This window comes from Bradyrhizobium sp. ORS 375 (genome assembly GCF_000239775.1).
Taxonomy (GTDB): Bacteria; Pseudomonadota; Alphaproteobacteria; order Rhizobiales; family Xanthobacteraceae; genus Bradyrhizobium.
This window is the reverse complement of sequence record NZ_CAFI01000058.1, coordinates 1-25,616: the sequence shown is the minus strand read 5'-3', so window position 1 is coordinate 25,616 and position 25,616 is coordinate 1. Positions and strand designations below refer to the sequence as shown.

Here is a 25,616-nt window from a genome sequence, read left to right as displayed (position 1 = left end):
CGCATTGCCCGATACCTGGGATCGGCGTAACCAGCCGCCATGACACAGCCCGCCCCTGCACCTGTCCTGTTCGATCGGCCCTTGCTTGCGCTGAGACAGCGGCGGGCTGCGACCGCGCCGGAGACGTTCCTGCTCGAGCGCGTCGCCGAGGATCTCGGCGATCGTCTCGCCGCGGTGAACCGATCCTTCGCGTCGGCGGCCGACATCTGGACGCCGGGCCATGGCTTGAAGCCACATCTGAGCGGACAGGTTATGCAGCTCGCGCATGTTGCCGCGTCCGGCACGGCCGACGAGACGCTGCCATTGCAGCCGCAATCGCTCGACCTGGCGCTGTCCGCGCTAGCCTTCCAGTTCGTCAACGATCTCCCCGGCCTGCTGGTGCAGATCCGCCGCGCCCTGCGGCCCGATGGCCTGCTGCTCGCCGCCATGATCGGCGGCGATACCTTGACCGAGCTCCGGCAGAGTTTCGCGGCCGCCGAGGCCGAATGCGAGGGTGGCGTGTCGCCGCGGGTCGCGCCGTTCGCCGATCTGCGCGACATCGGCGGCCTGCTGCAGCGGGCCGGCTTTGCGCTGCCGGTCACCGACGTCGACCGCGTCGTGGTGCGCTATGCTAGCGCCTTCGGCCTCATGCAGGATCTCCGCCGCATGGGTGCGGCCAACAGCCTGGTCGAGCGCCGCCGCACGCCGCTACGCCGGGCCACCCTGCTGCGCATGGCCGAGATCTACGCCGAGCGCTTCGCCGATCTCGACGGCCGCATCCGCGCCACCTTCGACATCATCTGGATCTCCGGCTGGGCGCCGCATGACAGTCAGCAGAAGCCGCTGAAGCCGGGCTCGGCAACGGCGAGCCTGGAGGCGGCGGTGAAGCGAGGAGGCCGCGAGGGTTGATGATTCAACACACTCGTCATCGCCGGGCTTGACCCGGCGATCCATCCTCTTTGTGAAGCTCGCAAGGTGATGGATGCGCGGGCCTTCGCCGCGCCGAAGGGGCTACGGCCCCGCAGGCGGGTCAATCCCGCGCATGACGAGTGAGGTTGGAGCTCTGCCGGCGGCTCACATTAGTAAATCAATCAGATGCGGCAGCAGCGGAATGTCCGCCGGCGGCATCGGATAGTCGCGCAGCTTGTTGGGACGGACCCAGGCGAGTTGCTGGCCCTCGCGCGCGGTCACCATGCCCTCCCAGCGCCGGCAGATGTACAGCGGCATCAGCAGATGGAACGTCTCATAGGCGTGGCTGGCGAAGGTCAGCGGCGCGAGGCAGGCCTCGCGGACGGTGATGCCGAGCTCCTCGTCGAGCTCGCGGATCAGGCTGGCCTCCGGGCGCTCGCCGGGCTCGAGCTTGCCGCCGGGAAATTCCCACAGGCCGGCGAGTGTCTTGCCGGGCGGCCGCTGCGCCAGCAGCACGCGATTGTCGGTATCCACGAGCGCGCAGGCGACGACGAGCGTGAGTTTCAAGTCAGGCATGATCCGGTCGATTGCGGTTTTCAGCGCGCCGCCACTCCATGTGAAACGAGCCGCACGCACCTGTTGAGGGATTTTTAACCTAGGCCGTTTCGCGCGGTCTTTCCACGGTTGAAATAAGCCAACCTTAAAGAGCTGCCGCGTATTTTCACGGGTGTGCGCCGTGGCTTCCTCATGGTTCGTTAGGCATCTTTCATGCGAATTCTCTCCAGCCTGCTCGCGCGTCTGCGTCGCGACGTCAGCGGCAATGTCGCGGTGACGTTCGCGATTGTCTGTGTTCCCGTGATCACGGCCGTCGGCTGCGGCGTCGACTACAGCCGCACCAATCAGATGCGGGCCAAGCTGCAGTCTGCCGTCGACGCCGCCTCGGTCGGCGCGGTGTCGCGGACGTCGCCGGCGTTCATTGCCGCGGGCGCCATGACCGGCGACGGCGTGATCGCCGTCGGCAGCGATGATGCACGCAAGATCTTCAACGGCAACATGTCGGGCACCACCGGCTACACGCTGAACAGCCTGACGCCGGAGGTGAAGAAGTCTGGCGCGGTGCTGACGGCCACGGTGTCGTTCTCGGCCACCGTGCCGACGATGTTCATGAGCATCGTCGGATACAAGACCATGTCGCTGCAGGGCACCTCGACCGCAAAGGCGTCGATGCCCAAGTACATCGACTTCTATCTGCTGCTCGACAATTCGCCGTCGATGGGCGTGGCGGCCACCCCCGCCGACGTGACCAAGATGGTGAACGCGACCTCGGACGCGAAGTATGGCAGCAACCGGTATTGCGCCTTCGCCTGCCACGACTACAACGATTCGAACAACTTCTATAACCTCGCAAAGAGCATCGGCGTCACGACGCGGATCGACGTGCTGCGCAGCGCCACCCAGCAACTGATGGATACGGCGGCGCAGACGCAGACCTATCCCAATCAGTTTCGCATGGCGATCTACGATTTCGGCGCGGCGTCGAAGACGATCGGGCTGCGGGCGCTGTTCGCGCTGTCGGCCAATCTGTCCAGCGCCAAGAGCGCTGCCGGCAACATCGACCTGATGGGCGTCTACGGCAACAACGATGCCTATACCGCCGACAAGGACACGCCGTTCTCCACGGTGCTCCCGGCCATCAACAACGAAATCTCGACGCCCGGCGACGGCACCACGGGCTCTCCGCTGAAATATGTGTTCTTCGTCTCCGACGGCGTCGCCGACGAAAGCAATGCCTCCTGCCTGAAGCCCAAGGCCAGCGGCAACCGCTGCCAGTCGCCGATCAATCCGGCGCTGTGCACGGCGCTGAAGAACCGCGGCATCAAGATCGCCGTGCTCTACACGACCTACCTGCAGTTGCCTACCAATCAATGGTACAACAACTGGATCGATCCCTTCAACAAGGGACCGTTCGGCCCGTCGCCGAACAGCGAGATCGCGCAGAACATGCAGGCCTGCGCCTCGGACGGGTTCTATTTCGAGGTGTCGCCGACCCAGGGCATCGCCGAAGCGATGGATGCATTGTTCAAGAGGGCCGTCGCGGATGCACGCATCGCCGGTTGATCAGAATATCGCTGCAATCAGAAGTATGGATTGATCGAGATTACGCCTTGAGGTGAACTCCCCCGGGGCATGCCGCCCTGGGGGGAATCACAATGATCAAAGCAGCAGCGCTCGCGTCTGTCCTGCTCGTGGCGTTGTCGGCGAGCGCTTCGGCCGAAAATTGCCGGGTGCCAACCATCCGCACCTTGGAGAACCAGACCGTTCAAGGACACATGTTTGCCAGGACGGGCAAGTCCTGCAGCATCATCGTCCTCGGCTCGCGTGGGCCGATGTCTGGCGTCCGGGTGCTGTCATCGCCGAGCCACGGCACGGTCGCCGTCGAAGGACAAAAGATCGTCTACCGTTCGACGCCGGGCTTCGTGGGCGAGGACCATTTCGCCTACGAGCGCAAGGGCGCTGACGCGGTCAACAGGCCGGTGACCAAGGGTGTCGAGGTCACCGTCCATGTCAGCAGCGAGAAGATCTGACGGCTGTGATCAGGAGCGGTAGTCGCCGTTGATCGCGACGTATTCCTTGGTCAGGTCGCAGGTCAGCACGCGGTCGCGGCCCTTGCCGAGGCCGAGTGCGACCTTGATCTGGATGGTCTGCGCCTTCATCGCCTCGGAGACCTCCTTCTCGTCATACGACGGATCGCGCGCGCCCTTCGACGCGACGCGGATGCCGTTGAACGAGATCGACAGCTTGTCGCGATCGGCAGGCTCGCCGGCCTTGCCGACGGCCATCACGACGCGGCCCCAATTGGCATCCTCGCCGGCGATCGCGGTCTTCACCAGCGGCGAGTTGGCGATCGACATCGCGATCTTGCGCGCCGACGGCTTGCTCTTGGCGCCCTCGACGACGATCTCGACCAGCTTGCGCGCGCCCTCGCCGTCGCGCGCGACCTGCTCGGCGAGGTCGGCCAGCACGCCATTAAACGCCTTCACGAAGGCCTTGGCGTTGGGATCGCTGATCTTGCTGATCTTGATCGCGCCCTTGGCCGCGGCGGCGCCGGTGGCGAAGGCGAGCAAGGTGTCGGAGGTCGAGGTGTCGCCATCGATCGTTACCGCGTTGAAGGTGTCCTCGACGCCGGCCTTGAGCAGCGCCTGCAGCGCTGGGGCGGTGATCGGCGCGTCGGTGAAGATGAAGGACAGCATCGTCGCCATGTCGGGCGCGATCATGCCGGCGCCCTTGGCCATGCCGTTGATCGTCACCTTGGTCTTGCCGAGCTTGACGGTGGCGGTCGCGACCTTCGGGAAGGTGTCGGTGGTCATGATGGCGCGCGCCGCGCCCATCCAGTCCTCCGGCGTCGCCGTGCCGGCGAGGCCTTCGAGCACGCCGTCGAATTTGGTGGCGTCGAGCGGCTCGCCGATGACGCCGGTGGAGGCGAGGAAGATCTCGTCCTGCTTGCAGCCCACCGCCTTGGCGGCAATCGACGCCGTCAGCGCCGTCGACTGCTTGCCGGTCTTGCCGGTGAAGGCGTTGGCGTTGCCGGAATTGACCACCAGCGCGCGCGCCTTGCCGCCCTTCAGCTTGGCGCGGCACCATTCGACCGGGGCCGAGGGGCATTTCGACTTGGTGAACACGCCGGCCACCGTCGTGCCGGGATCGAGCAGCGCCAGCAGCACGTCGGTGCGGTTCTTGTAGCGGATGCCGGCCGCGGCGGTCGCGAGCCTGACGCCGGCGAGCGCCGGCATCTCGGGGATTTCGGTCGGGGCGAGCGGGGAGACGGCTGAGGACATCGGAGAGGCTTCCGGCAGAATGGCGGGAAGCGCTCTGTATCATCCTGATCGAAGTTGTGGGAGTGGCTGCACCCACACCCACCGTCGTCATCCCCGCGAAAGCGGGGATCCATAACCACAGGGTCGAGTTGTGAGGCGAGGTACTGGCCGCGTGCCCATTCCCAACATCACGCGGACTGGGTCCCGGCTCAAGGCCGGGACGACACCGTTTATGACGCGGCGGTGACGCGTCTCAAGCGAAGCAGCTCGACCGCTTACTTCTTCGCCGGCTCGGCCGGCTTCGCATCCGCCGGCTTGGCAGCGTCGGCCGCCGGCTTGTCCATGCGCTCGATCTTGGCGGCCTCGCGCAGCTTGCCGACGTAATCGGCCTGGGCCTTGCGGGTCACGTAGGTCTCGATCTGGCTCTTGACCTGGTCGAACTCCGGCGGCTTGCGGTTGCGCTTTTCCTCGACCTTGATGATGTGCCAGCCGAACTGCGTCTTCACCGGGTCCGAGATCTTGCCCGGCTCCATGCTGAACGCGACGTTGGCGAACTCCGGCACCATCTGCTCCTTGGTGAAGAAGCCGAGATCGCCGCCGTCCGACGCGCCCGGATCCTTGGACTTCTTCTTCGCGAGTTCGGCGAAGTCGGCGCCCTTGGCGAGTTCGGCCTTCACCGCCTTGGCCTCGTCCTCGGTCTCGACCAGGATGTGGCGCGCATGAACCTCCTGCTCGCCGCCGATCTGCTTGGAGGCCTCCTCATAGACCTTCTTCATCGCGTCCGGCGTGGTCGCGGCCTTGCCCTCGCTGGCGAGCAGGCTGTCCATCAGCAGACGGTTGCGGGTGAAGGCGAGGCGCTTCTTGAAGTCCTCGCTGTCGGCGACCTTCTTGTCCTCGGCGGCCTTGGAGACGAGCTTCATGTCGATCAGGAACGACAGCACGTTCTCGTCCTTGGTCGCCGGGTCCATCTGGGCGAGGCTCGGCCCGAGCTCCTCCTCCGCGAGCGTGACGTCGCTCTTGCGGATTTCGGCGCCGTTCACCTTGGCCAGCACCGGGTTGGCATCGTCAGCGGCGCGCGCGGGGGCGACCAGCAGGGACAATGCGAGACTGCCGGCAAGAGCGGTGGCAAGGCCGAAGCGCAGGCCGGTTTTCGTAACCGGGAACGACGTGGTCATGGAAAATCCTTGGTTTGAAGAGGGGCTCGAGGGGCATTACCTCTGGGCGGCCGGGACACTCGCCCAATCGCGATGCCTTGGCAACGCGAAAAGTCTGTCAATTTCGTGAAATCGGCGACAGGTTCGCGGGCGAAGTCCCCGTGTCGGGCGCCGTTGACAACGTTCCCCCCCAGCCATATCTCTCCCCGATCGCTTCAAGGGCGATAGCGCTTATTTTGCTGCGTTTTTGGCCGTTGAACCCTGGTTTGCTCGTCTCCCACTCATCTGACGGCCGCCTCAAGGCGCCGACGTTCGAGCCTGGCGCGGGTGCTGCGGTGCATCACGCCGGGAACAGCAAACCCAAACCATGAGTTACGGCTGCTACGCAGACCCACAGAGGCAGGATTTCAGCAATGATCGGCGCGCTCGCCCGTAAGCTTTTCGGCTCATCCAACGACCGCCGCGTCAAGGGCTACCAGTCCCGGGTCAACGCGATCAACGCGCTGGAGCCGGAGCTTGCCAAGCTGACCGACGAGCAGCTCAAGGCGCGCACCGAGGAGTTCAAGAAGCAGCTCGCCGACGGCAAGACGCTCGACGACCTCCTGGTCCCGGCCTTTGCCACCGTCCGCGAGGCCTCCAAGCGCACCCTCGGGCAGCGCCATTTCGACGTCCAGCTGATCGGCGGCATGGTGCTGCACGAGGGCGACATCGCCGAGATGAAGACCGGCGAAGGCAAGACGCTGGTCGCGACGCTCGCTGTCTACCTCAACGCGCTCGCCGGCAAGGGCGTCCACGTCGTGACGGTGAACGATTACCTGGCCCGCCGCGACGCCGGCTGGATGAGCCAGATCTACGGCTTCCTCGGCCTGACCACGGGCGTGATCGTGCACGGCCTCGACGACGCCGAGCGCAAGGCCGCCTATGCCTGCGACATCACCTACGGCACCAACAACGAATACGGCTTCGACTATCTGCGCGACAACATGAAGTACCGGCTGGAGGAGATGGTCCAGCGCGGCCACTTCTTCGCCATCGTCGACGAGGTCGACTCGATCCTGATCGACGAGGCGCGCACGCCGCTGATCATCTCCGGCCCGCTCGACGACCGCTCGGATTTCTACAACACCATCGACACCTTCGTGCCGAAGCTCGACAAGACCGACTACGAGGTCGACGAGAAGCAGCGCACGGTCACGCTCACCGAAGCCGGCATGGAGAAGATCGAGACCCTGCTGCGCGATGCCGGCCAGCTCAAGGGCGAGTCGCTGTACGACGTCGAGAACGTCTCCGTCGTGCACCACATCAACCAGGCGCTGCGCGCCCACACGCTGTTCACCCGCGACAAGGACTACATCGTCCGCGACGGCGAGGTCGTCATCATCGACGAGTTCACCGGCCGCATGATGCCGGGCCGGCGCTATTCTGAAGGCCTGCACCAGGCGCTCGAGGCCAAGGAGCACCAGCCGGTGCAGCCCGAGAACCAGACGCTGGCCTCGATCACCTTCCAGAACTACTTCCGCATGTATGAGAAGCTCGCCGGCATGACCGGCACGGCCGCAACCGAGGCTGACGAGCTGTTCGACATCTACAAGCTCGAGGTGGTGGAGATCCCGACCAATTTGCCGGTCGCGCGTCTCGACGAGGACGACGAGGTCTACCGCACCCAGCAGGAGAAATACGCCGCGATCCTCGCCGAGATCGAGCGCGCCAATTCGCGCCTGCAGCCGGTGCTGGTCGGCACCGCGTCGATCGAGAAGTCCGAGGTGCTGGCCGCCTATCTGAAGCAGCACGGCTACAAGCAGATCGATTTCGGCAGCGAGCGCGCGCTCGACAAGCTCTATGCTGCCGCCCGCGCCGGCAAGCCTGCAAAGCTGTTCGCGGTGCTGAACGCGCGCTTCCACGAGCAGGAGGCCTACATCGTCGCCGAGGCCGGCGTGCCCGGCGCGATCACGATCGCGACCAACATGGCCGGCCGTGGTACCGACATCAAGCTCGGTGGCTCCTTGGAAATGCGCATCCAGCAGGAGACCACTGGGATCACCGACGAGGCCGAGAAGGCCGCCAAGATCGAGCAGATCAAGGCCGACATCGCCCGCTTCCGCGAGATCGTGCTGAAGGCCGAGGAGACCGTCGAGATCGAGCCGGCCAAGGGCTCGAAGCCCGCGAAGACCGTGACCAAGCCAGGCGGTCTCTACATCATCGGCTCCGAGCGCCACGAATCCCGCCGCATCGACAACCAGCTGCGCGGCCGCTCCGGCCGCCAGGGCGACCCCGGCCGCTCGAAGTTCTTCCTGTCGCTCGAAGATGATCTGATGCGCATCTTCGGGTCCGACCGGCTCGACAGCATGCTGACCCGCCTCGGCCTCAAGGAAGGCGAGGCCATCATCCATCCCTGGATCAACAAGGCGTTGGAGAAGGCGCAGCAGAAGGTCGAGGCGCGCAACTTCGACATCCGCAAGAACCTGCTCAAGTTCGACAACGTCCAGAACGACCAGCGCAAGGTGATCTTCGACCAGCGCGTCGAGCTGATGCAGGACGAGAGCGTGGTCGAGACCATCACCGACATGCGCCACGCCTTCATCGACGACCTCGTCAGCAAGCACGTGCCTGAGCATGCCTATGCCGAGCAGTGGGACGTGGTCGGCCTGAAGGACGAGCTGAAGCGCGTGCTCGACCTCGATCTGCCGGTGGAGGACTGGGCCAAGGAAGAGGGCATCGCCGACGAGGAGCTGCTCAAGCGCATCGAGACCCATGCCGACGAGCGCATGGCCGCCAAGGTCGCGCAATGGGGCCCCGACGTGATGCGCTACGTCGAGAAGACGATCCTGCTGCAGACGCTCGACCACCTCTGGCGCGAGCACCTCATCATGCTCGACCATCTGCGCCAGGTCATCGGCCTGCGCGGCTACGGCCAGCGCGATCCGTTGCAGGAGTACAAGTCGGAAGCCTTCACGCTGTTCGAGGCGATGATCGCTCACTTGCGCGAGGCGGTGACGGCGCAACTGATGCGCGTCGAGATCGTGCCGCCGGAAGAGCAGCAGCCGGTGCTGCCGCCGATGCAGGCGCATCACGCCGATCCCAACACCGGCGAGGACGAGATGGCCTTCGCCAACGTCTCCCTGGTGCCGTCGTCCGGCGCCGCCCCGGTCCCGGCCGAGGCGCGCAACCCGAACGATCCCACCACCTGGGGCAAGGTCGGCCGCAACGAGGACTGCCCCTGCGGCAGCGGCAAGAAGTACAAGCACTGCCACGGCCGATACGCGTAAGCGCGGGTCCGGTAGTCTCTCCATCGTCATTGCGAGCGTAAGCGAAGCAATCCAGAGTCCAGCCAACGACTCTGGATTGCTTCGCTGCGCTCGCAATGGCGCGGTTGATAGAGGTGCGCCCCAAAGACCACCGCTGTCGTCCCTGCGAACGCAGGGACCCATAGCCACAGGATGACATGAGGAGGCTGGCTGGTCGCTCCAGCTTGCCTCCTCACATCCGCTGGTGGTTACGGGTCCCCGCGTTCGCGGGGACGACACCATTTGCTTGGCGCGATCGCGGCACACCCTCCACGGATCATCTCCGAACGCATGACGATAGCGTTCGTTGGCTGAGATCTCGGCACACTCCGCTGTCGTCCCGGCGAATGCCGGGATCCAGAACCACCGGTCCCCATGGTGAGGCACGCTGATCGCTCCAGCATCTCGCCTCATTCCCGCTGGGACTAGGGGGCGGGAGGTCAGCGCCACATAGCGTCTGCGCGGCGCTGCACCTTCTTGTGGCCGTTCTGCGCCCAGCCCGACCTCCACTTTTGAATCCGCGCGACGGAACGTTGCAGTGCGCCGGCCTTGAGCTCACCAGAGCAGACGGCTGCGGTCAGCGCGCCGTTGATCTCGCGGCCGACATCGGATGTCTGGTCGTCTTCGCTCAACTTCGTGAACATGATGATGTCAGCGCCTGCCTTGACCGCGTCGACGGCGGCGGTGGCCGGCGGCTTGGCGTCGAGAATGGCCTTCATGGCGAGATCATCGGTCATGACCACGCCGTCATAGCCGAGCTCACGGCGCAGGAGCCGATCGATCGCATGCCCGCTGTTCTGGGTGGCGACGCCGCCCCACCGACGTTCATGAGCGAGATGTCCGACCATGATCGCGTCGGCCAGCCCCCGCCGCATCAGGCGGCTGTACGGCTTCAATTCCGCCGGTGACCAGGTCGTGGTGACGTCGGCGATGCCGGCGTGGCTGTCGGCGGTGGACGATCCATGACCCGGGAAATGCTTCAGCACCGTCAAAATGCCCTGCTTGCGGTGCGCCTGGATGAAGGCCGCCGCATAGCGCACGACGGTGTCGGGCTCGTTGCCATAGCTGCGTTGCCGCTGGCCGATGATCGGGTTCGCGGGATTGGTGTTGAGGTCGACCACCGGCGCGAGGTTCATGTTGATGTGCAGCGCTGCGAGCTTCGCCGCGAGCGCTGCATAAGACGTGCGCGCCGCCGCGACGGAGCCGCGGGCGATCTCCGCCGCCGAAGGCGTCGCAGCAAGGCCGATGTTGGGTCCGAGCCGCTCCACCGTGCCGCCTTCATCGTCGATGGCGATGAAGGGAGGGGCCGCGCATTTGCAGGACCGGATCCGATCGATCATCCCGACGAGATCATCTCGCGTTCCGACATTGCGGCCGAGAATGACGACCCCGCCGCTCAGCCCCTCCTCGAGATCGGACATGACCTGCTGAAATCCAGGATCCGACGTCCTGGTCCCAAAGAAGCCGGCCATGATCATCGGGCCGACGAGCCGAGACGTTGCCGCCGTGTCGCTGCAGCCTGCAGCGAGGCCGGCCTGGTCCGACAGCAGCAAGAATGCGAGGACCAGGGACAATCGGCTTAATCGTCGGAGCATGGCGGTCCCCGGAGGCCTGTTGGGCGACTGGCTCGTCTACACCGGTTCAGATCACGCCGCCGAAAGGGGCTCAGATCGCGGCCATGCTGTCGATGCGCGCCCCTTCCGGGATCGTCCGCGGCGCTGTGTTCAGCTGCTCGATCGCAAAGCCCGCGGCCTTCTTGTATCCCGCCATGAAGGCGTCGCGCTCGGCCGGCGGGATCACTTCGTCGATGTTCGTGAAGGTGCCGCCGCAGCGCTCGTCGACCAGATTGAGCAGGCCGAACGGGCCGGCGCCGCGGTTGCGCAGGATGACAGCCGAAATCGGGCCGCACAGTTTCTCGTCATAGGCGGCGAGCGCGGCCGGTGTCACGCCGTGCGCGAGCAGGCACGTGCCGAGCACGCGGGCATCGACGATCGCCTGGCTCGCGCCGTTCGAGCCGGTCGGATACATCGCATGCGCGGCGTCGCCCATCAGCGCGACCGGGCCGTCGACCCAGGTCGAGACCGGATCGCGGTCGATCATCGGGTTCTCATAGGCGCCGTCGGCACCGGCGATCAAAGCGGGGACGTCGAGCCAGTCATAGGTCCAGCCGGCGAAATGATGCGCGAACTCAGCTGTCGGCACCTGGCGGAACCAGCCGGTCTGCTTCCAGCCCTCGGTGTTGTCCATCGTCACCTCGGCGATCCAGTTGATCAGCGCCAGGCCGGTCTTGGGATCGGGATGCGAGATCGGATAGACGACGACGCGGTGGCGGTGGGTACCAAGACCGACGAAGGATGATCCCGTCCGCATCGGCTTCGCCCAGGTGACGCCGCGCCACATCACGGCGCCGCCCCAGTGGATCGGGGGTTGCGACGGATGCATCTGCGCGCGCACCGCCGAGTGGATGCCGTCGGCCCCGATCAGGAGCCGCCCGCGCTGCTCGGAGCGCGAGCCATCGGCATGCTCGATGCAGGCCGTCACCGTGCCGTCCGCGTTCTTCTCATAACCGCTCACGCGACTGCCGAGCCGCACAGTCTGTGCGCCTGCACGCTGCACCAGCCGGCTGTACAGCAGCATGTGCAGCTTGCCGCGATGCACGGCATATTGCGGCCAGTTGTAGCCGGCTCCAAGCCCGCGCGGCTCGGAATAGATGTCGTTGCCGTTGAGCCCGACCAGCGCCCATTCCTGCGCGGGCACGCCGACCTGGTCGAGATCATCAGGCCCGATGCCGAGGTCGTACAGCTCGCGCACCGCGTTGGGCTGCAGATTGATGCCGACGCCCAGCGGGCGCATCTCGCGCACGCTCTCATAGACCAGGCAGGGCACGCCGATCTGCTGCAGGGTCAGCGCCGTCGCGAGGCCGCCAATGCCGCCGCCGGCAATGATCACAGGAAGGTCGGTCATGGGCATGGTCCGTCGCGCGTGAACTCGGGGAACAAGATTCGAAGAAAGACCAAGGGGATGCGGACGCGGTATGCAGCGCGCGCGGATCGCCTCCCCTCGATCCACGACCGGCATTCGCTGCCGGTCTGATGGAAAAGGCCTAGTTCAGAAGGCCAGTGGAGACAAGAGGAATGGGCAATCCGCCGTCCCATGGTAGGCTGGTGCCATGCGACATCGATCTGTCTCCCTCTGCGTGGCGCTGCTGCTCGCGGGCCTCGGCAGTCCGGCTGTGGCCCTCGATATCGAGGCGCATCGCGGCGGCCGCGCGCTGTATCCGGAGAACACGCTGCAGGCCTTCACGGCCGCGCTGGCGCTTCGCGTCGACACGCTCGAGCTCGACGTTGGCGTCACCCGCGACGGCGTGCTGGTGGTCTCGCATGAGCGGCGGCTCAATCCCGATCTCGCCCGCGATGCTTCCGGCAACTACGTCGCGCCGCCCGGCCCGCTGCTGATCGATTTGCAGCTGTCCGAAGTGCAGTCCTACGATGTCGGCCAGATCCGGCCGGATAGCGACTATGCCAAGCAATTTCCGGAGCAAAAGGTGCTCACTGGCGAGTTCTTTCCGTCACCCCGAATTCCGACGTTGAAGCAGGTGATCGATCTCGTCAGGCGCTCCGGCAAAGACCAGGTGCGGCTCAACATCGAAACCAAGCTCGATCCCGCGTTCCCCAATGAAGCGCCGGACCCGGAGCGGTTCGTGAGCCTGCTGCTCGATCTGATCGCGGCCGAGCACTTCGCCGACCGGGTCATGATCCAGTCGTTCGACTGGCGCACCCTGCAACTCGTGCAGCAGCGCGCGCCACAGATTCCCACGGTCTATTTGTCCAGGGTCGGTGGCAAGACGCCGACGGTGTCGCTGACCGAGGCGACGCGCTGGACGGCCGGCTTCAACCCCGCCGATCATGGTGGCTCGCTGCCACGCGCGATCCACGCCGCTGGCGGCAAGGTGTGGTCACCCTATTTCACCGAGGTGACGCCTGAGCTGATCAGCGAGGCGCATGGGCTCGGGCTTCAGGTCGTGGTCTGGACCGTCAACAAGCCGGAAGACATGGCGCGGCTCATCGACATGAGCGTCGACGGCATCATCTCCGACCAGCCGGCCCTGCTGCGCTTCGTGGCCATGCAAAAAGGCGTGGTGAAGCTGGAGGGTATGCTGAAGCTGCACCCCAAACAGACCGCCCCGTCGAAATGATGTTGGTCAATGATCTTGCAGCCCATCCAACCCAAATTTCGACATCAGACGCGCGAGATGACACCGGACGCCCGGAGCTTGGGGTGCCACGCTCTGCCACGAAGCGCTCATGGCTCGTGTGTGCTCACCCCATCACCACCTCATGCCGGATCACGAACGGCGCCAGCAGCGTGTGCACCTCGTTTGCGATCGCCTCGCGTTGCTCCGCGGGCACATTCCGCAAGGTCACCGTGGCGAGGCTGCCGTGGCTGCCATGGGCGTCGACCTTGACGCTGCAGTCGATGCCGCGGTCGGTGAGTTGCGACAGCACCTTGGTGAACACGCGCGTCGCGGCGTCCCAGCGCAGCTGCGGCTTGAACACCTTGCCGACGCCGGTCACCGGCATGGGATCGATCGGGATGATCTGCACCGGCACCGCGGCGCGCTCCGGCGTGCGCGCGCGCACCCAGTCCTCCAGCTCGCCCGGCTGCACGGAGGCGCCCGGCTTGAGCTGGACGTAGCCGATCGGCAGCTCGCCGGCGTAGGCGTCGGGCTGGCCGACCACGGCCGCGAAGCCGACGGCCGGATGCTGGAACAGGATCTCCTCGATCGGCGCCGGGTCGATGTTGTGGCCGCCGCGGATGACGAGGTCCTTGGCGCGGCCGGTGATCCAGAGAAAGCCGTCGGCATCGAGCCGGCCGAGATCCCCCGAGTTCACCCAATGGCCGTCGATAAACGCGCCCTTGTTGTGGGCATCGTCGAGATAGCCGGAGAACACGCCTGGCCCGGCCATGATGACGACCCCGATCTCGTCCGCCGCGCAGTCGCGCTCATAGCGGCCGTCGCCGTCGAGCTTGACGATGCGCACCTTGGCGTAGGGCAGGGGCAGGCCGACCGAGCCGAGCCGGATCGGCTGGTCGGGATAGGCCATGGTGTGCACGCTCGCCGTCTCGGTCATGCCGTAGACTTCGAGCACGGGCAGCTTGAGCTTGTCCTGGATGGCCTGGCCCACCGCAACCGGGATGGCCGAGCCGCCGCCGGCGGCATAGCGCAGGCAGGAGATGTCGGCGTTGCCCTGGGGCACCGCCAGCGTCGCAGCCAGCACCGTCGGCACGCTGGACAGCGTCTGCGGCTTGAACCGCTCCACCAGACCCCAGATGTTGCGCACCGCATTCGGATTGCGCCAGCCGGCACCCGACAGCACCACGAGGCTGCCGCCGGCGGAGAGCGTCTGCAGCGCCTGCGTCAGCGAGCCGCCGACGTGAAACAGCGGCATGCCGAACAGCAGCGTCGCCCCGGGCTTCGCCTTCAGCAGCAGGTTGACGCCCCAGGCCTGGTAGACCTGATTGCCGTGGCTGTGCCGCACCAGCTTCGGCGTCCCGGTGGTGCCGCCGGTGTGGAAATAGGCCGCGGTGTCGCTGGCCTTGATGTGCCGGCCGCTGACGAGGTGATCGCCCGGCTGCGGCTTGATCAGGTCGTTGAAGGCATGAATGCCGTTGGCCGGATCGCCGCCACCGCCATAGACCTGCACGATCGCCTTGAGGTGCTTGAGGCCGCCGCGCACCTTTTCGACCTTCTGCCAGATGTCGGTGCCGGGCAGGGGGCCGAGTGCCACCAGCACCTTGGTCTTGGCGGCATCGAGGATCTCGGCGATCTGGTGCGGCTCCAGCAGCGGATTGACGGGATTGGCGATGCCCGCGGCCTCGGCGCCGAACAGCGTGATGAACGCCTCCGGCACCAGCGGCAGCATGAAGCTGACGACGTCGTCGGGGCCGACGCCGAGCGCATGAAACATGTTGGCCGCCTGCGTGACCCTGGCGATGAAGTCGCGATAAGTGATGGTCACAGGCGTATCGCCTGGGTCGGCATTCTGCAGAAACTGGATCGCCGGCGTATCCGGGTTGGCCGAGGCTCCGCACTTCAACGCCTCATACGTGCTCTGCGCGGCAATGCGTTCGCCGTACGGCACTTTCTCGAAGGCGCGAATGTCAGCCGTGCTGGCAAATGTCGGATAATCGCTGCCGATGGCGCGATCGAGCAGATGAATGCCCGTCATGGCGTGTCCTCCCTGTGTCGTGTCCTCGTCCGGCCAATGCGGCCGGTGATCGCGCGCGGGCTCTGCGGCCCGTTCGTCGCGATCGCGAGCGGACAGGATGCGGGAGGATTCGTCTTGCGTCTATCCCGGCGTTGCCGGACCAGCCGACCGATTTGCCGCAGGCGAGGGGCGAGGCGCGGTCAAGTCGTCATGATGCGGCGCGAAGACCGCTCCGATCTCCGCGTCATTGCGAGCGCAGCGAAGCAATCCAGGGTGGTGGGCGGGACTCTGGATTGCTTCGCGGAGCCTGTCATCGGGCCGCGCTTCGCGCGCACCCGTTGGCTCGCAATGACGGAGGATAGCGTTCGGCCCTGATCGTCTGCTGCGCCGTAGCGCCGCGCGCCTCAGCTCGCCGCGTCGATCAGGTTTTCCAGCAGCCGCTTCAGCTCACCCGTCGCCTTGTCGCCGTAGTTCTCCAGAATGTGCGCCTCCTGGCTGGCCGCCAGCGAGTTCAGCCGCTTGCACAGCGCCTTGCCGCGGTCGCTGATGAACATCAGCACCTTGCGGCGGTCGTGTGCGTCCTGGCGGCGGTAGACCAGGGAATCCGACACCATGCGGTCGATCATCTTGGTCAGGGTCGGATGGTTCAGCAGCACGGCCTCGGCGAGATCGCCCATCGAATGCCCCTCGCCGTCCGACAGCACCTTGAGAATGCGCCATTGCTCGACGGGCACGCCTTCCGTGCTCAGGCGCGATTCCAGCTGCCGGTTGATCTCCCGGTTGGCCTGCGCGAGCAGATAGGCGAGATGTTCGGTGAGAGGTGTATTTGGATTTGGCGGTTTGGCCACGGTAAACTTCGCTCAGGGGTCCCGAATTGAATGAATGTCCGGCAGTTGATGCCCGATCTATATGCATCCCAATTCTTGAACATTCAACATTTTCGAATAGGATATTTGCCGAACGTGTGCTGATTTTGACGGCGTATGACCGCCGGCCCACACTGGACCGACCAGAGTGGGCCAACCTCGGTTGCGGGCCAAGGAGTGGGTGTGCTCTCGACAGGATCTGTCACGGCCGGGCGCTTCAGCCTGCCGCCATCCCTGCTGTTCAGGAGCCCGCCCCAGCGGAGCGGCCTGCCGTCTCCGGTCCCCTTCGATCCTGATCGCTTCGCGCGGCGCGGCCGCCACGACAAGCTGCGCATCGGCAATTTCATCACCTTCTCGGGCTCGCCCGGCATCTGGGGGCCGGCGGCGACCAACAGCGCGCTGCTCGCGGTGTCCGAGATCAACCGGCGCGGCGGCATTCTCGGCCGCGAGATCGAGTTGTCGTTCTACGATTCCGGCGGTCCGGTGGATGAGGTGGTGGCGCGCGCCAGGGACGCGTTCGATTTTGACGGCATCGACGTCGTGATGGGCTCGCATATCAGCGCGGTGAGGCTGGCGCTGCGCCGGCTGACACGCGGCCGCATTCCCTATGTCTACACACCGGTCTACGAGGGCGGCGAGCGCACGCCCGGCGTGATGGCGATCGGGGAGACGCCGCACAGCCAGACCCGCCCAGCGATTCATTGGCTCGCGGAGAACAAGGGCGCCAAGCGCTGGTACCTGATCGGCAGCGACTATGTCTGGCCGTGGCAGTCGCATCTTCAGACCAAGACGTACATCACCGAGGCCGGCGGCCAGGTCGTCGGCGAGGAGTTCGTTCCCGTCGGCGAGAACGATCACGAGGCGCATCTGGCGCGCATCCGCGCCGCCAAGCCCGACGTCGTGCTGGTCTCGCTGATCGGCACCGACAGCATCACCTTCAACCGCGCGTTCGGCGAGTCCGGCCTCGCCGCGTCGACCTTGCGGCTCGCTGGCGCAGTCGACGAGACCGTGCTGCTCGGCATCGGTGCCGACAACACCGAAAATCTGTATTCCGCCTCCGGCTATTTCAACTGCCTCGGCTCCCGGGCCAATGACGAGTTCATGACCCGCTACACCGCGATGTTCGGCGCCCACGCGCCGCCGGTCGGCTCGGTCGGCCAGTCGAACTACGAAGGCCTCCGCTTCCTCAAATCCGCCGCCGAGCGCGCCGGCTCGCTGGCGCTGCGCCCGCTCGCCGCCGCCGGCCGCAACATCGTCTATTCCGGCGCCCGCGGCGACGTCGCCATCCGCCAGGGCCGCGCCGGCATGGCCATGCACCTCGCCGCCGCCGACGGGCTGGATTTCAGGATCATTCGAACGTTCTGAGCCGCTCTGCGCGAGCGCTTGGCGAGACGTTCCGCTGCCACCCTCCCCTGGAGGGGGAGGGTCGCCTGACGTGGCGCGAAGCGGCACGGGAGGCGGGGTGGGGTGATCTTTCCTCTGGCTCCGGCGCGCGTGGAGACATCACCCCACCCCGCTCGCCCGCTGCGCGTGCGATCGACCCTCCCCCTCCAGGGGAGGGTGGCCCCTGCCTTCACGCCGCTGCGGCGCTCTTGGCTGGCTTTTCCGCCACAACCGTCTGCGCGACCGCGACATCGCGAATCATCCGGCTGATGGCCTCGTGCGGCATCGGCTTGCCGAACAAAAATCCCTGTACGCTCGTGCAGCCTTCCTCGCGCAGGAAAGCGAGGTGCTGCTCGGTCTCGACGCCCTCGGCCAGAACGGGAATGTTGAGGCTGCGCCCGAGCAGCAAGGTCGCCTTGACGATCGCCGCCGCATGCACGCTGGTCTCGACCGATTGGATGAAGCTCTTGTCGACCTTGATCTTGTCGAACGGAAACACCTGCAGGGTCGACAGCGACGAATAGCCGGTGCCGAAATCGTCCATCGCCACGGTGACGCCGATCGCCTTCAGGGCCTGCATCACCTGTAGCGCGTGCTGGCGGTCGGCGATGATGCCGGTCTCCGTCAGCTCGATCTCGAGGCGTTCCGGCGCCAGCCTTGTCTCCCGCAGCACCTCGGCGACGCGCTTCGGCAAGTCGTGGTTGAGCTGCATCGGCGCGACATTGACAGCCACCTTGAACGGCTGGCTCCAGCCCGCCGCAGTGGCGCAGGCGGTGCGCAGCACCCAGTCGCCGATATCGACGATCAGCCCCGTCTGTTCGGCCATCGGAATGAAATCGTTCGGCGGCACGCGGCCCTTCACCGGATGATTCCAGCGCAGCAGCGCCTCGAAGCCAATGATCTCGCCGCTCTGCGTGTCGTTCTGCACCTGGTAGTGCAGCTCGAACTCGTTGCGCACCAGCGCGCGCTTCAGGTCGATGGCAAGCTCGGCGCGGCGCCGGCTGGCCTCGTCCATCGATGGCTCGTAGGTGCAGATCTTGCCCTGACCGAGGCTCTTGGCGCGATACATCGCGAGATCGGCGCGGGTGAGCAATTCGTCAGCCGTGAGCCCGTGCTCGGGATGGAGCGCAATGCCGATGCTGCAGCCCACCGACAGGCTGCGCTCCTCCCAATCGACCGGCGCGAGCACCTGCGCGCGCACGCGCTCGGCGAATTTCATCGCCTCGTTGCGGGCGAAGATTTCGCTCTTGATGGCGACGAACTCGTCGCCGCCGATGCGGGCGAGGTACTCGCCGGCCTGCAAGGTCGCCGCGAGACGCTCGGCCACCGTCTTCAGCACTGCGTCGCCTGCGGCGTGGCCGTGCGCATCGTTGATATCCTTGAAGCGGTCGAGATCGATCGCGAGCACGACCAGATGGGCGGTCTCGTCCCCCTCGCTCAGCATCGGCGCCAGCCGCTGGCCGAGTCCATTGCGGTTCGGCAAGCCAGTCAGTGGGTCCTGCAGCGCCAGCTGCCGATAGCCTTCCACCGCCTCCTGCGCCGCCTGCATGTCGATCATGTAGGCCGAGGCCGCCATCGCCATGATCAGGCCGATGCCGGTGACGATGCTGATCAGCATCACGCTGTCGGGCAGCGCCTGCGCCGGCGCATCGATTCCGGCCATCGGCGCCAGAGTGAGCGCCGCCATGCCCGTGAAATGCAGGCTCAGGATCGCGAGCACCATCGCCAGCGAGCCGCCATATTTGCAGAAGCGCGTGACCGGGCGCGCGATCCGGTTGGCGGCCACGGCGCCAAAACCCATCGCGAGCACGAGCGAGAGCCAGATCGCCGGCGCGTGCCAGGTCCTGATGCCATCGAGATTGAGCGCGCTCATGCCGGTGTAATGCATCGCGGCGATGCCGAAGCCGAACACCGCGCCGCCGATCTCGATCAGCGGGCCGCGCTGGGTGCGGGTGGTGACGAAGAAGCCGAGCCAGGAGAACACGACGGCGAGACCGAGCGAGGCGAAGGTGAGGCCGGCCTCGAACGAGCGGCTGCCGGGCGAGTCATAGCCGAGGATCGCGGCGAAATGCGTCGTCCACACCGTGCCTCCGGCGACGAGGCCGGCGAGAAACAGCAGATGAAAGCGGCGCAGCCCCGTGTTGCGGCGGACACGGGCGAGCAGGCGCATCGAGAGAATGGAACCGAGCACGCAGACCAGCAGCGCGGCGGCGACATAACGCAGGTCGTGATCGGCGGGCAGGCAGGACAGGATCGTCAACATCGGCAATGAACCCTCACGCGGGCCAGCTACGCTCGCAATGCGCCCGCGGTTTGGCACACCGGAAATCGCAGTTAGCAAAGCGTCAATGCGGGCAGAAGATCTGTGCCCGCGCCTACTCATGCACGAGGTCTGGAAGCCAGTGTTTAAAGCCGACGGCGCGGCCCCGCTTTTCCCAGAGGGAACCCGGGACATCGTGACGAAATCACCAACGCGCCGCCTCACTCTGCGCGCAGCTGGAACCCGAACTACTTGCTCGCCACATTGCCGGGCAGCGCATAGGCGCGGACGTAGTCACCGAGCTTGGTGCCGAACGAGCCATGGCCGCCGTCGACGGTGACGATGTATTGCCGGCCGCCGACTTCGTAGCTCATCGGCGTTGACTGGCCGCCGGCCGGCAGCCGATCCTGCCACAGCAGCCGGCCGTCCTTGACGTCGAAGGCGCGGATGTAGTCGTCCATCGTGCCCGAGAGAAACGCGACACCGCCCGCCGTCACCATCGGACCGCCGAGCATGGGAACGCCCAGCTTGAACGGCAGCGGCAGTGGCGCCTGATCGCGGATGGTGCCGACGCGGTGCTGCCAGACGATCTGGTTGGTCTTGAGGTCGATGGCGGCGAGGCTTCCCCACGGCGGCGCCATGCAGGGGATGCCGAGCGGCGACAGGAAGATGCCGAGGTCGACGCCATAGGGCGTGCCGTACATCGGCTGCACGCCGAGCTCGGTGCCCGGCGGATGCGCGGAATTCGGCGCGGCCGGATTGTCCTTGCCGCGCGGCACCAGCCGCGACACGAACGGGATCGACTGCGGATTGGCGATCGCGATCTTGCGCACGGGATCGATGGCGATGCCGCCCCATTCGAACATGCCGAAATCACCGGGATAGACCAGCGTGCCCTGCTCGGACGGCGGCGTGAACGGCCCCTCGTAGCGCAGCCGCTTGAACTTGATGCGGCAGGCCAGCTGATCGAACATCGTCGCGCCCCACATCTGCGCGCCGGACAAGTCCTTGCGCGGACGGAAGCTCAGCTCCGAGAACGGCTGCGTCGGCGACAGATGATCGCCGGGCGCGGCACCCTGCGGCACCGGCTTCTCCGGCGCGGGGACCAGCAGATGCCCGTCGCGGCGGTCGAGCACGAAGATGTTGCCGGTCTTGGCCGGCACGTAGATCGCGGGCACCACGCCGTCCTTGCCGGGCATGTCGACGAGGCTCGGCTGCGACGGCATGTCCATGTCCCAGAGATCGTGATGCACGTTCTGGAACGACCAGCGCAACTTGCCGGTGGCGATGTCGAGCGCGACCAGCGCGGAATCATAGCGCTCATTGTCGGCCGAGCGGTTGCCGCCCCAGATGTCCGGCGAGCTCGAGCCGAGCGGGATGTAGACGAGGCCGAGCGCCTCGTCGGCCGCGCCGACGCTCCAGCCGTTCGGCGAGCCGGGCGTGAAATGATGCGTCGCCGACGGCATCTCGTTGGGATCGGGATTGCCGGGATCGAACGCCCACAGCAGCTTGCCACTGTAGACATCGAAGCCGCGGATCGCGCCCGACGGCACCTTGTTGGAGTAGTTGTCGATCACGGCGCCTGCCATGATGACGACCTTGTCGGTGACGACAGGCGGCGAGGTTCCCTCGTAGAAGCCGACCGTGGTGATCTCGTTGCCGGCCTTGAGGTCGATCTGGCCGTGGTCGCCAAAACCCTCGCACGGCTTGCCGCTGTCGGCGTCGAGCGCGAACAGCCTGCCGTCATCGGTCGGCAGGAAGATACGCTTGGCGCATTCGCCGGGTGCCGCACCGCCCGACACATCGACAGCACCAGGCTTGGTTTCGTGATAGGCGACGCCGCGGCAGGTCATGTGCTGGAAATTCTTGTGGTGCTCGATCTTCGGGTCGAATTTCCAGCGCAGCTTGCCGGTCGCGGCGTCCAGCGCGAATACGATCTGGTGCGGCGAGCAGGTGTAGAGCAGATCGCCGATCTTCAGCGGCGTCACCTCGTTGGTGAATTCATCGGGATCGTCGGGTCCCTTGTGGTCGCCGGTCTGGAATTCCCAGGCGAGCTGAAGGGTCTTCACATTGTCGGGCGTGATCTGCTTCAGGCTGGAAAAGCGCGTGCCGAAATTGCTGGCGCCATAGGCGGTCCAGTCGGCCTGCGCTTCCGCCGGCGCGGTATCGGTGCCTGCAGTCGCAGCTGCCGTCTGCGGCAGCGCGCCATTGACGCCGAAGCGGTCACCGCGGAGCGAGGCGCCGAGCACGACGACGGCGACCGCGAGCACGGCAATGAGTCCCCAGCGCGCCGAGCGCATGTCGCCGACCAGATGCGCCGTGATGAACGGCAGCAGCAGCCAGACTCCGAGCGGCGCCAGCACGTCGCCGCGCGGCGCCAGCGACCAGAAGTCCAGCCCGACCTCCCAGATCGCCCAGATCATCGTGCCTAGCAGCAGCGCCGCATACAGCCACAACGCCGCGGCGCGCCGTTGCCACAGCAGCCACGCCGTGCCGAGCAGCGCCGCGCCGGCAATCACGTAGTACAGCGAGCCGCCGATCGCGGCGAGCCAGATGCCGCCGCCCAGCAGTGCCAAGCCCATGAGTCCGACGATGATAAAGGTAAAAGTCAGCAGCGGCGCGCGCTGCAGCTCGCGGGCGGCGGCCATGCGCGGCTCCAGGCTGATGAGAACGAAGCGCGGCAGGGCGCCGCAGTCGCGTCATGAACGGCGGGGCGGGACGGAAGTTCCTTGTTGCCGATGCCGGCGGATCGCGCGCTCGTCGCCATCCTTCGAGACGACCGCCTCCGGCGGTCTCCTCAGGATGAGGTCTGAACGCGTGGCGAGATTTTGCGGTGTGCAAAGCCGCCGGCTTTTGACCCTCTCCATGAACACGCCTCTCGGTGTGTCGATGGTCCAGTGTGCAGTGCCGCCCCGGCTGTTGAACCGCTTGGTGAGGAGCGGCGCGCCCTTCGGTGCGCGATTGCGAAAGTGCAAGCCCGCGGCGCGTCTCGACCATGAGGCCCCGGACGTCCGGCGACGGTGTCTTTGGCCGGACTGCCGCCGTCTCCCACCACACGCGCTTTTGTCACCCCCCGGGCCGGAACGGGTTGCCGCTCCATGACGGAATTATTACGATCTGACGTCAGTCACATGAAAATTGGAGTGCCGGATGCGTGCGCAGTCGCGAGCCCTGTCGAACCCGGTCGCCCTGTGGTGGGCGATGCTGACGCTCGTCAGCCTCGCCAACATCGTGTTCTGGTTCATCCTGTATCGCGAACTCAACGGCGGTGTCGCGGTCAGCCCGTCGTCCGACACCAGCGCGATGCTGGCGCTGTCGGCGGCCTATGTGTTCGGCTGCGCCTTCCGTTCGGTGCTGCCGCGCGCCGACGTGCAGCGCATCTGCCTGGTGGATAGCTGGCTGTCGAGCGTGTTCGTCGGCCGCACCGTGGCCACCATCGCCGAGATCGCCTTCGCGGCGCAGTGGGCGATCATCCTGGCGCAGCTCGGCGCCATCGCCGACGCCGAGACCGCGATCAATATGGCCCGCGTCATCGTGCCGATCATCGTCGTCGCCGAGATCTGCTCCTGGTATGCGGTGGTCACCAAGAACTTCCTCTACAACGCGATCGAGAACTCGCTGTGGGCGGTGGCCTTCCTGTTCGTCGGCATCGGGCTCGGCCGGCTGCTGCCGGAGTTCGACGGCCTGGTGCGAGGACTCCTGATCGCCGGCCTCATCGGCATCGCCTGCTATCTCGCCTTCCTCGTCGTCGTCGACGTGCCGATGTACGTGAAGCGCTGGCGCATCGAGCGCGCGGCCGGCAAGCCGCTGCTGCATCCGCTGGTCGGCCTGCGCGACTCCGCCACGCAGTGGACCGTCACCCACGAGTTTGAGCACTGGAAGGAAGAGATCGCCTGGATGTCGCTGTATTTCAGCGCTGCGGTCTGGGGCTCGCTGGCGCTGTGCGCGCTGTCGGCCATGAACGACCATGGGCCGCAGGCCCGCGCGCAGACCGTGGCGCCGTCCGCCATCGTGCAGTCGGCCACGCCGCGCTGAGCGCCGGCGCCGCCGGGAGCATGTTGAAGAACAACCCGCGGTGACGCGCACCGCGGGTCGTTGCGCCGGTCGGCTCAGCCATGCATCGCGAAGTGATGCGAATCGTCCATCTGAACGACATGGCTGTAGTCGACATGCGGGGCGTCGTGCGCGCCACCGGCGTGGCCGATGTCGAAGTTCGGCGGAACGATGCCGGTGTTGCCGCCGTGGCCGTGGTCGCCGAAATTGTCGACGATGATCGGGCCGTGCGACGAGCCTTCGCCATGCAGCGGGCCGGCGACGCCGAGGCCGGAGGCTTCGCCGCTCGGGCTGTTGCCGGACTGCTGGATCGCCGAGGCGATCGAGTCCCAGAAGCCGCCATGGCTGCCGCCATCTCCCGCATTCGCGATCGCGAGGCCGTCGCCGCGCAGGCCGTCCTGCGCCAGCTTGAAGATGTCGCCGATCGCAGCGCCGAGATCGCCATGGCTGAGGTCGTTGACCAGCGCGCCCAGATCCTGGCCGATCGCTGCGATCTGATGACCGACCGAATGGGCCATGTCGCCCGCGGTCTCGGCCAGGCCGCCGACGCCTTCGCCGACGAAGTGCCCGACGCCGTCGACCACGGCCGTGCCGACCGCACCGGCGCCATGCGCGATGCCGGAGATCGCCTCGCCGATCGGCCCGCCGATGATGTGCCCCGCGGCCGAGGCCGCATCGGTGGCAACGCCGATGGCCCCGTCGGCCACCGCCACGCCGGCCTCAATGCCGCCCTTCACGACCGCGCCCGCGGCGTCCAGCGCCTGCTCGCCGACATCGGCAGCGGTACCGACGATCGTGCCGGCCATGTCGAACGCGCCCTGGCCGATCGCGCCGGCGGCCTCGACGCCGGCCTCGCCGACGCCGACCGCGGTGTGCACGGCATCGCCGACGACATTGATCGCGCCATGCGCCACGTCGCCCGCCACCTGCAGCCCGCCATCGACGATATGGCCGCCGATATGCTGCACATCGTTGATGACGCCGTTGAGGTCGCCATGGACGAGATGGCCGAGGCCCGACGCGACGTCGCCGACGACGTTGATGCCGGTGTGAACGATGTCGCCGCCGACATGCGCCACGGTCGATGCGACATCCTCGACGGTGTGCAGCACGCCGCCGCCGATCGCCTCGACGCCATGGGCGGCCGCGCTGAGCACGCCGCCGACGGTGTGAATGGCCTCGCCGCCGAGCGCGCCCAACCCGTGCACGACGCTGCCCACCGCATGCGCCGCATCGCCGGCCACGTCCTCCACGGTGTGGACCACGGCCGAGGCCGCGCCGCCCACCGCATGGGCCACATCGCTGGCCGCGTCCTTCACGTCGTCCACGACCGAGCCGACGGCGTCGCTCACATCATCCCAGAAACCCATTGTCCTTCTCCTCGGTTGCGCCACCTCACCTCGGGTGACGCCGCCGTTGTCGCAGATCCCCGCCGCACGCTCCGTGCGCGGCATCACGCAGACATCGGGCGCGTCGATCGCGCGGCCCGGCGGTCCGGCCCCGATGGCTCGTCGGGCGACTCGGGGTGGGATCGCGGCGTCATGCGCGTCGCTCGGTGTCGCGGAACGATGCCGGGCGATGTTGCGGAAAATCGAAATTCATCTAGTCTTTCAGGCTGATTTGGCCTGTCCAGTCCCGCGGCCAAAAATATTCCGCTTCGCCTTTTCGGAAAACCATGATCTTATTCCCCTCGTCCCGCCTCAT

Annotated in this window: 17 protein-coding genes; 7 read left to right on the top strand and 10 right to left on the bottom strand. The window is 66.4% G+C overall.

The window, feature by feature from the left end; translation table 11 throughout:
• Window positions 1-39 precede the first annotated feature (39 nt).
• The gene (locus BRAO375_RS05145; protein WP_009026394.1) at window positions 40-888 is read left to right on the top strand and encodes a methyltransferase domain-containing protein; all 849 of its coding nucleotides are present in this window, start codon (window positions 40-42) and stop codon (window positions 886-888) included.
• A gap of 165 nt (window positions 889-1,053) precedes the next feature.
• On the opposite strand, the gene BRAO375_RS05140 is transcribed toward BRAO375_RS05145, so the two are convergent.
• Window positions 1,054-1,464 (bottom strand): (deoxy)nucleoside triphosphate pyrophosphohydrolase, encoded by a 411-nt coding sequence (locus BRAO375_RS05140; RefSeq protein WP_009026393.1) that lies wholly within the window; start codon window positions 1,462-1,464, stop codon window positions 1,054-1,056.
• Window positions 1,465-1,656: 192 nt separating this feature from the next.
• On the opposite strand from BRAO375_RS05140, the gene BRAO375_RS05135 reads away from it, so the two are divergent.
• Together BRAO375_RS05135 and BRAO375_RS05130 are read left to right on the top strand one after the other, a co-directional pair.
• Window positions 1,657-3,006 (top strand): TadE/TadG family type IV pilus assembly protein, encoded by a 1,350-nt coding sequence (locus BRAO375_RS05135; protein ID WP_009026392.1) that lies wholly within the window; start codon window positions 1,657-1,659, stop codon window positions 3,004-3,006.
• A 92-nt stretch (window positions 3,007-3,098) separates the two neighbouring features.
• Window positions 3,099-3,473 (top strand): Ig-like domain-containing protein, encoded by a 375-nt coding sequence (locus BRAO375_RS05130; protein ID WP_009026391.1) that lies wholly within the window; start codon window positions 3,099-3,101, stop codon window positions 3,471-3,473.
• 9 nt (window positions 3,474-3,482) lie between these two features.
• Here BRAO375_RS05130 and argJ read toward each other — a convergent pair whose 3' ends face one another.
• On the bottom strand, window positions 3,483-4,724 hold the full coding sequence (argJ, locus tag BRAO375_RS05125) for a bifunctional glutamate N-acetyltransferase/amino-acid acetyltransferase ArgJ (protein ID WP_009026390.1): 1,242 nt from the start codon (window positions 4,722-4,724) through the stop codon (window positions 3,483-3,485).
• A 254-nt stretch (window positions 4,725-4,978) separates the two neighbouring features.
• Window positions 4,979-5,878 carry a peptidylprolyl isomerase gene (locus BRAO375_RS05120; RefSeq protein WP_085964452.1) on the bottom strand — a complete coding sequence of 300 codons (900 nt, stop codon included), beginning with the start codon at window positions 5,876-5,878 and terminating at the stop codon, window positions 4,979-4,981.
• Between the two features lie 392 nt (window positions 5,879-6,270).
• Between BRAO375_RS05120 and secA the strand changes: the two genes are divergently transcribed.
• Complete coding sequence (secA, locus tag BRAO375_RS05115; RefSeq protein ID WP_009026388.1) at window positions 6,271-9,123, top strand: preprotein translocase subunit SecA; 2,853 nt, start codon at window positions 6,271-6,273, stop codon at window positions 9,121-9,123.
• A 458-nt stretch (window positions 9,124-9,581) separates the two neighbouring features.
• On the opposite strand, the gene BRAO375_RS05110 is transcribed toward secA, so the two are convergent.
• Together BRAO375_RS05110 and BRAO375_RS05105 are read right to left on the bottom strand one after the other, a co-directional pair.
• A complete protein-coding gene (locus BRAO375_RS05110; RefSeq protein ID WP_009026387.1) occupies window positions 9,582-10,715 on the bottom strand; it encodes a glycoside hydrolase family 3 N-terminal domain-containing protein in 1,134 nt (377 codons plus the stop codon).
• Window positions 10,716-10,806: 91 nt separating this feature from the next.
• Window positions 10,807-12,105 carry a flavin-dependent oxidoreductase gene (locus BRAO375_RS05105; protein WP_009026386.1) on the bottom strand — a complete coding sequence of 433 codons (1,299 nt, stop codon included), beginning with the start codon at window positions 12,103-12,105 and terminating at the stop codon, window positions 10,807-10,809.
• Window positions 12,106-12,310: 205 nt separating this feature from the next.
• Here BRAO375_RS05105 and BRAO375_RS05100 point away from each other — a divergent pair, with 205 nt between their 5' ends.
• Window positions 12,311-13,336, top strand: a complete 1,026-nt coding sequence (locus BRAO375_RS05100) for a glycerophosphodiester phosphodiesterase (protein ID WP_035639013.1) — start codon at window positions 12,311-12,313, stop codon at window positions 13,334-13,336.
• Window positions 13,337-13,460: 124 nt separating this feature from the next.
• On the opposite strand, the gene BRAO375_RS05095 is transcribed toward BRAO375_RS05100, so the two are convergent.
• Window positions 13,461-15,371, bottom strand: a complete 1,911-nt coding sequence (locus BRAO375_RS05095; RefSeq protein WP_009026384.1) for an acyl-CoA synthetase — start codon at window positions 15,369-15,371, stop codon at window positions 13,461-13,463.
• Window positions 15,372-15,754: 383 nt separating this feature from the next.
• Window positions 15,755-16,198: a MarR family winged helix-turn-helix transcriptional regulator gene (locus BRAO375_RS05090; protein ID WP_009026383.1), complete on the bottom strand. Its 444-nt coding sequence runs from the start codon at window positions 16,196-16,198 to the stop codon at window positions 15,755-15,757.
• 201 nt (window positions 16,199-16,399) lie between these two features.
• On the opposite strand from BRAO375_RS05090, the gene BRAO375_RS05085 reads away from it, so the two are divergent.
• The gene (locus BRAO375_RS05085) at window positions 16,400-17,581 is read left to right on the top strand and encodes a substrate-binding domain-containing protein (protein ID WP_009026382.1); all 1,182 of its coding nucleotides are present in this window, start codon (window positions 16,400-16,402) and stop codon (window positions 17,579-17,581) included.
• Window positions 17,582-17,789: 208 nt separating this feature from the next.
• On the opposite strand, the gene BRAO375_RS05080 is transcribed toward BRAO375_RS05085, so the two are convergent.
• The gene (locus BRAO375_RS05080) at window positions 17,790-19,862 is read right to left on the bottom strand and encodes a putative bifunctional diguanylate cyclase/phosphodiesterase (protein ID WP_035639010.1); all 2,073 of its coding nucleotides are present in this window, start codon (window positions 19,860-19,862) and stop codon (window positions 17,790-17,792) included.
• 245 nt (window positions 19,863-20,107) lie between these two features.
• The gene (locus tag BRAO375_RS05075) at window positions 20,108-22,507 is read right to left on the bottom strand and encodes a membrane-bound PQQ-dependent dehydrogenase, glucose/quinate/shikimate family (RefSeq protein ID WP_009026380.1); all 2,400 of its coding nucleotides are present in this window, start codon (window positions 22,505-22,507) and stop codon (window positions 20,108-20,110) included.
• Between the two features lie 502 nt (window positions 22,508-23,009).
• Between BRAO375_RS05075 and BRAO375_RS05070 the strand changes: the two genes are divergently transcribed.
• Entirely contained in the window at window positions 23,010-23,894 is an 885-nt protein-coding gene (locus BRAO375_RS05070) for a hypothetical protein (protein ID WP_009026378.1), read from the top strand.
• A gap of 74 nt (window positions 23,895-23,968) precedes the next feature.
• Here BRAO375_RS05070 and BRAO375_RS05065 read toward each other — a convergent pair whose 3' ends face one another.
• Window positions 23,969-25,282, bottom strand: a complete 1,314-nt coding sequence (locus BRAO375_RS05065; protein ID WP_009026377.1) for an autotransporter outer membrane beta-barrel domain-containing protein — start codon at window positions 25,280-25,282, stop codon at window positions 23,969-23,971.
• Window positions 25,283-25,616 lie beyond the last annotated feature (334 nt).

Coding starts and splice junctions, on each gene's coding strand:
- BRAO375_RS05145 (WP_009026394.1), top strand. CDS start 40: ATGACACAGCCCGCCCCTGCACCTGTCCTGTTCGATCGGCCCTTGCTT.
- BRAO375_RS05140 (WP_009026393.1), bottom strand. CDS start 1,464: ATGCCTGACTTGAAACTCACGCTCGTCGTCGCCTGCGCGCTCGTGGAT.
- BRAO375_RS05135 (WP_009026392.1), top strand. CDS start 1,657: ATGCGAATTCTCTCCAGCCTGCTCGCGCGTCTGCGTCGCGACGTCAGC.
- BRAO375_RS05130 (WP_009026391.1), top strand. CDS start 3,099: ATGATCAAAGCAGCAGCGCTCGCGTCTGTCCTGCTCGTGGCGTTGTCG.
- argJ (WP_009026390.1), bottom strand. CDS start 4,724: ATGTCCTCAGCCGTCTCCCCGCTCGCCCCGACCGAAATCCCCGAGATG.
- BRAO375_RS05120 (WP_085964452.1), bottom strand. CDS start 5,878: ATGACCACGTCGTTCCCGGTTACGAAAACCGGCCTGCGCTTCGGCCTT.
- secA (WP_009026388.1), top strand. CDS start 6,271: ATGATCGGCGCGCTCGCCCGTAAGCTTTTCGGCTCATCCAACGACCGC.
- BRAO375_RS05105 (WP_009026386.1), bottom strand. CDS start 12,105: ATGACCGACCTTCCTGTGATCATTGCCGGCGGCGGCATTGGCGGCCTC.
- BRAO375_RS05100 (WP_035639013.1), top strand. CDS start 12,311: ATGCGACATCGATCTGTCTCCCTCTGCGTGGCGCTGCTGCTCGCGGGC.
- BRAO375_RS05095 (WP_009026384.1), bottom strand. CDS start 15,371: ATGACGGGCATTCATCTGCTCGATCGCGCCATCGGCAGCGATTATCCG.
- BRAO375_RS05080 (WP_035639010.1), bottom strand. CDS start 19,862: ATGTTGACGATCCTGTCCTGCCTGCCCGCCGATCACGACCTGCGTTAT.
- BRAO375_RS05075 (WP_009026380.1), bottom strand. CDS start 22,507: ATGGCCGCCGCCCGCGAGCTGCAGCGCGCGCCGCTGCTGACTTTTACC.
- BRAO375_RS05070 (WP_009026378.1), top strand. CDS start 23,010: ATGCGTGCGCAGTCGCGAGCCCTGTCGAACCCGGTCGCCCTGTGGTGG.
- BRAO375_RS05065 (WP_009026377.1), bottom strand. CDS start 25,282: ATGGGTTTCTGGGATGATGTGAGCGACGCCGTCGGCTCGGTCGTGGAC.